2 protein-coding genes are annotated in these 5,915 nt (G+C 41.4%); one reads left to right on the top strand and one right to left on the bottom strand.

Annotated features, from left to right (window positions below):
• Positions 1 to 325: 325 nt before the first annotated feature.
• On the top strand, positions 326 to 2,890 hold the full coding sequence (locus JCM16496_RS20465; protein ID WP_128809778.1) for a hypothetical protein: 2,565 nt from the start codon (positions 326 to 328) through the stop codon (positions 2,888 to 2,890).
• Positions 2,891 to 3,207: 317 nt separating this feature from the next.
• On the opposite strand, the gene JCM16496_RS20460 is transcribed toward JCM16496_RS20465, so the two are convergent.
• On the bottom strand, positions 3,208 to 5,589 hold the full coding sequence (locus JCM16496_RS20460; protein WP_128809777.1) for a hypothetical protein: 2,382 nt from the start codon (positions 5,587 to 5,589) through the stop codon (positions 3,208 to 3,210).
• Positions 5,590 to 5,915: the final 326 nt, after the last annotated feature.

Here is a 5,915-nt window from a genome sequence, read left to right as displayed (position 1 = left end):
GCGGGGCTATGCGCAGGTTTGTATCTTATATGCAGGGGCAATTCGACGACCGATTACACCTTATTATACATAGCTCTCGGATAGCAAGCAATAGGTATGGCGATAAGCACTATCGCAATGATATAGCGAAATAGAAATAACAATTAATATTATTAACAACTAATTTTTATGATTATGAAAATGGAAAAAGAAATGAAGTATGAAGCTCCGGAAGTAGAAGTCTTGGAAGTGGAAATCGAACAGGGATTCGAAGCAAGTCCGGTATGGCCTGGAGAAGATTAAAGTAAACTGTAAGTCTGCAATATTAATTAATATAAAACAAGAAATGAAAACGAAACACATTTTGACCGCTATGGTATTGCCCGCACTTTTTGCGGCATGTACCCAAGAAGAAGTGGCGTTAGAGAACAATGCGAAAATGGATTTGAGTAGCAGGCCTGTTCTCGCTAATGTTACTTTATCTATTGATGAAGCAAGTACACGTATGTCTGTAGCCGACGGTACAGATTATGCCATAAAACCTGATACAGGAGATGGACTGGGCGCTTGCATTATTGACATTCCGACATATACTGACGCTAATTATGCAACACTATTAGAAGCTGCTGACGGTGATGCTACGGAATTATATACTATCAAGGAGTATATTTCATCCAACTATCGTTATGACTACGATGAAACTACAGGAAAATGGAATACTCAAGCTTTGTTGAGTGAAGGTAACTATGTGTTCTATGCACCCCACAGTGAATCACATTTACTGCGTATGCCGCTTTCTGCAGTAGTGCCCGTTGAACAGAGTGTAACCAAGGAAGAGCCTAACAAGGCAATCAAGGATTTCTATGCCAATGCTTCTACTGAAGGCTATCCTGTTTTGATTGACTATAAGTTTTTGAGCGCTAAAGATCAGGACAAGAACGTAGCCGTTACTTATCGTCACATCATGTCTTATCCGAAGTTCACACTGAAGAACAGCTATAAGGAAGGTGATGCAGCTAAAGCTGTAAAAGTGACTAAGGTTGTGTTTGCGAAGAAAGACGGTTCGGAATTCATCGTTAAAGCTCCTTTGTTGAACGGTGAAGCACCAGAGAGTGGCATTGCGAAAAAAGCTCTGGGAGGTGAGAATCCGCTTTGGATTAACAGAGAGATAGAAGAAGCTGCTACTTCCAATGTGTTGAATGAATCTTCTACCAATGTGGAGAAGAGTGAGACGATTACCGTTAACTTCGGAACAGGAATTGAGATTGCCGCTGATGGCACATTCTCTTTCTATGCTGTAATACCGGCCGAAGCATACATCCAGACTGCTCACCTGACTGCTACAGTTTATACAGCTGACAACAAGCAATTTAAAACAGCATTTGAATTGGATGACATCACGATGAACCCGGGTAAGAGATATCCGGCTCAAGAGTATAACACCCGTATGAGCGCTGATGAAAAAACTGAGTTGAAAGAGACTGCAGGTACATTGGCTACCATTGTCATGGAAGGAGAACAAGTAGAAGTACAAGCTAAGGCTACCGGCTTGAAGAATAACGCAGAATTGATAGAGTACTTGGCAAAAGTTGCTACTCGTTACCGCGACTTGAAACAAGTAAATGCAGCATTCGTTGCATCAAATATCTATGATGCAACTGAAACGGGCTATGTGAAATACGATTCTGGCTTACACTTCACTTTAGCTGACGATGCAAAGATTGTCATCAATGACGAGTTGATTGACGCATTGGTTAAGTATATCTATAAAGATGTAACCGGCGGTAGCATCAAGTTCTTGGCTGAAGATGTGGAAGCTGGTAAAATTGTCCTTGGAAGCACTACAAAATTGGATGAATATGATATTGAGTACAATGGTGCAATGAATGCAACGCCTGCTAATTTCACAAGTGAAGGGCTGAAGGATAAAACATTCATCAAGTTTGCCACAGATGCCAATCCTAAAGCAATTTCTCTTTCTGCAGGTACTACGACCTTGAAGGAGGCCATTGACGGAATAACTGACATTACAGTTCCTGCAGGTGCCATCCTGAATTTGGATAAAGATTTGGATGCTGCTTCTTTGAACGTTGTGAATAACGGTGGTACAATCAATGTAGCTGAAAACGTAAAAGTTGCATCAATCGCCAACAACAAAGGTACTTTAAATTTGAATGCTGATGTTGCTGTTGCCGATATAGCAACCATCACAAACGGTGCATTGGAACTGAAAGAAGGTAGTACTGATGTTCAGGAATATAAGGATGAAAAATTGGAAACGAAGAACGAAAGCACATCAAATGTAACTAACTATGTGAAAGTTATTTCCAACGGTACTATCAACATCGCAACAGACATGGCCGTTGCCAGCACAATTACAAACCATCCGGGTTCTACCATCAATAACAACGGTTATATGAATGGCACTTCAAATTCCAATGGTGGTACTATTGTACTGGGTAGCAAAGCCGACCTTAATGTAGCCGCTTATACCTACACCAACTACGAAGGTGTAATCGAGAACAATGAGCTGGTTACTCTTACAGGAACAATTGCCGGCCAAGATGTAGTTTGCTCATTGACTGCCCTGCCGAAGAAGGCTGTTAAGAGTGCCAAGATTAATCATGTGGTATTTACTGCAAATGTAGAATTGGCCGAAGATGTATTTGCTAGTAGTAAGATTCTTGAAGAAGTGACAAGAGTTGACTTGAAGTGCCAGCAAATCAGCACACCGGTGGCTTTGACCAATGCAACTTCTGTAGACTTCTATATTTACAACGACATCACTTGGGTGGGTGACAAGATGACCCCAGTAGAGATGGAAAGCGGAGTAATTAATAAACTTTATTTGTTAAAAAATAAGAAGTTGACCAAAACTGGTGTTACGCTGCCTGAGCCAGAAGAGTTTTAATAAAAGTAATGCTCTTGAAGATTCGGACTTTTAGTCCGATGAATTAATAAAATGAATCCCTGCCTGATACATCCGTAAGATGTCAGGGCAGGGATTCTTCTTATTTTTCCGATTCATCCTCTTCTACATTTTTAAGTAGCTGTCATTCCATCTGCACCAATGATGGGGTGAAGGAATGACATACTCCTTCACAAATCCTTGTCCGGACACTTTTCGCAGTCAGGTTTCGTATGCGTATCCGGTGAATGGATAAAAAGAGAGGGAACATACCCCTCAATATGGTATGCCCCCTTTCGTTTTTTTCAGACTTTACCTGTTTATGGTTCAGAGGTTACTTGTTGTGTAATTGCTCCTTGACCCGTAGTCAATACACGACCCGCTGTTCCGTTGAAACTAGTCACATAAACAATCTCACCACCGATAGTGATTGTTCCCTTATTCGTCAAATTCTGCACAGTCAGCTTATTGCCGCTTGTGAAGCGGAAGTCTGCACCGGCTTCAACAATCATATCATTGATAGTTACGCCAGCAGCAGTCAATGAGCAAAGTCCCTTGAATTCCATGGATGTATTTTTCTCTAATTCATCTGCTGTCTTCGTTACAGTCAGCTTTTCGATACCATCGAATACAACGTAAGTAAACTTGTCGTCCGCAGCCTGGGTAAATGTATCACCATCGTTCCAATTATAAACAATCTTGCCATTCTTAGTGCTGTCATCAACTTTCACTTCATCGTTTCTATTCTTCAGCATAATGACACCGTTTTCATTGTCTTTCACATAAGTGATGGCAAGGTCATCCTTTATGTTGATAGTTCCTTTGTTTGTCCATCCGTTGGTTGTATTACCTGCAACAATACCATTATTGTTGATAGTACCATTATTGGTAATGGCGGCAGTGGCAGTCAGTTTTGCAGTCACATCTGTCACGTTGATAGTACCCTTCAAGTCTCCATTGTTATTACCTGCACTGAACTGCAATTCCTGGTTGGCAGCGATGTTGATTTCTGAACTTTCTGAAGTCTTGAATTCAACTAAACCTACCACAACCGTGCCGTTTCCACCCAAATTGATAGTTCCTTTATTGGTAATGACTTCTACAATCTGATTCTGGTTACCGTTTGTTACTGTTCCTCTGATAGTCAATGTACCATTGTTGACGATACTGCTGAATCCGGCATCCACATCAAGCTTGTCATCCATGACCCAAGTTTCGTTGCTCAGATGGAGCGGTAAGGCTGCATTATCTGCAAGGGCTTTCACATCGAATACTTCACCGCCACCTACGATTTCGATAGCTGTAAGTCCGTCACCTTTGATAAGGCTGAATATTTCACTGTTAGCGTTCTTTACATTAAGCTTGTCTACAGCAGTTTTTGTCAGACCGGCAAAGACAGCGGATACAGTGGCGTCTGCCGGAGTCATCTTCAGGCTCACCGGATTTTCTGTAGAATTCATGGCGGTGTGCAGATTCACATAGCGGATAATATCCTCGGATGTATAAACCAGGCTCCCGTTCAACTTGGCTTCGGCCACATTCACAGCTATACTTCTGTTGAAAGTCTTACCGATTTTTTCACCTTTGAACTTGCTGGTTTCAGAGGCAGTCTGGCTTTTTACAAAACCTTTGATAGCTTCATTAATTGCACCGGTTGTTCCGTCTACTTCCCCGTCACTCTTCAACACTACATTCTTCAAATCTGTAGAGCCTTGTTTCTGTTCTTTGCTTTCCAAAGTAATGGTACCGCAATTGGTACGGACAACAATCTTTGCATCGTTCTCAGTAACAGTCGGAGCATCAGTAGGCAAAACCACGAAATGAGCAATTACAGTTTCGTCATCCACTTTAGTGATGTTTTTGGTAGTCAGAGTTGCTTTTGTACTTCCGGTAGCAGGCTTGCTCCAAGTCTGGGCTACGATAGACTTTTCTTCAGTATCAGGAGCGGTAACAAGGACTTCACCTCCGTAGTTAGGAGTTCCAGCCTCTGTAATAATGTTGGATTTAGTTGTAAATACATCTTCATCATCCTTTGTTACCAATTCCACGCTTTGTACTTCAAATCCATATCCGGCAGGGATATTGGACAGGTTCAGCTTCAAGTTGACAACATTGGCAGCTTGTTTCACCGGGCAGTCCAATACCTTGTCGCCATAATAGCCCGGCAACTGTTCTGTCTGGTTTTCACCTTGCTTTTCAATCCACAATTGGTTGGAGATATAAGGTATGTTGTTCAAGACAGACACATCCTGCTGTACGTCAGGAACATTAAGGAACAATTTACCTTCTTGAACGAATGCCAAATCACCCGGGTAAACTGCAATGTTACCACCTTCAAACACCAATGATTCTGAGGAGAAGTCTGTTCCGTTGTCCGTGCGGAAGATGCTGTTGAATTTACCGGTTATCTCGGTACGGGCAGTAGCAGTTTCATAGCTCTTAGCAGTTTCATCTGCCGTTCCCAGCCAATACAGACTGATTTTGTCAGTTTTATCAAAAGAAATCTTATTTGACCCATCCAGCCAGGTCCCTCTGGTATCTATTCCGTCGCTTTCACCGCTTTTCTGGATGCTCAGTTTTAGCCCTTCGATAGCATTACTCGGAATATTCCCGTTGTTCCGGCTATTCTCCAGTTCGTCTTGTGAACAAGCCGTGAATACTAAAGGCAGCGCCAAGGCTGCTAATAACAATTTTGCTTTCATTTTTAACTATAGTTATTGATTAATACATACAAATTTATGCTTCCTCTCCATCTTCCACAGAGAATGCAAAGCCTTTTTCAATTTCTACTTCTAAAACTTCCACTTCCGGAGCTTCGTACTTCATTTCTTTTTCCATGTTCATAATTGTAAATTAGTTATTAATAATATTGAATATTGTTTCTATCCCGTTATACTATTCGTTGTTATGGTAGTATCTTGAAGCTGTCATGCCAAGATTAAGTTCTTTAATCCCTTATATAACAAGATATAGATTCTACTGCTACCTTATATTGTAGTAAGGCGTAAAAGACTTCTCATCACCCCGC

This window comes from Bacteroides rodentium JCM 16496, assembly GCF_000614125.1.
GTDB lineage: Bacteria > Bacteroidota > Bacteroidia > Bacteroidales > Bacteroidaceae > Bacteroides > Bacteroides rodentium.
Note: the sequence above shows the minus strand (reverse complement) of the source record. Positions and strands in the feature narration are given on the sequence as shown.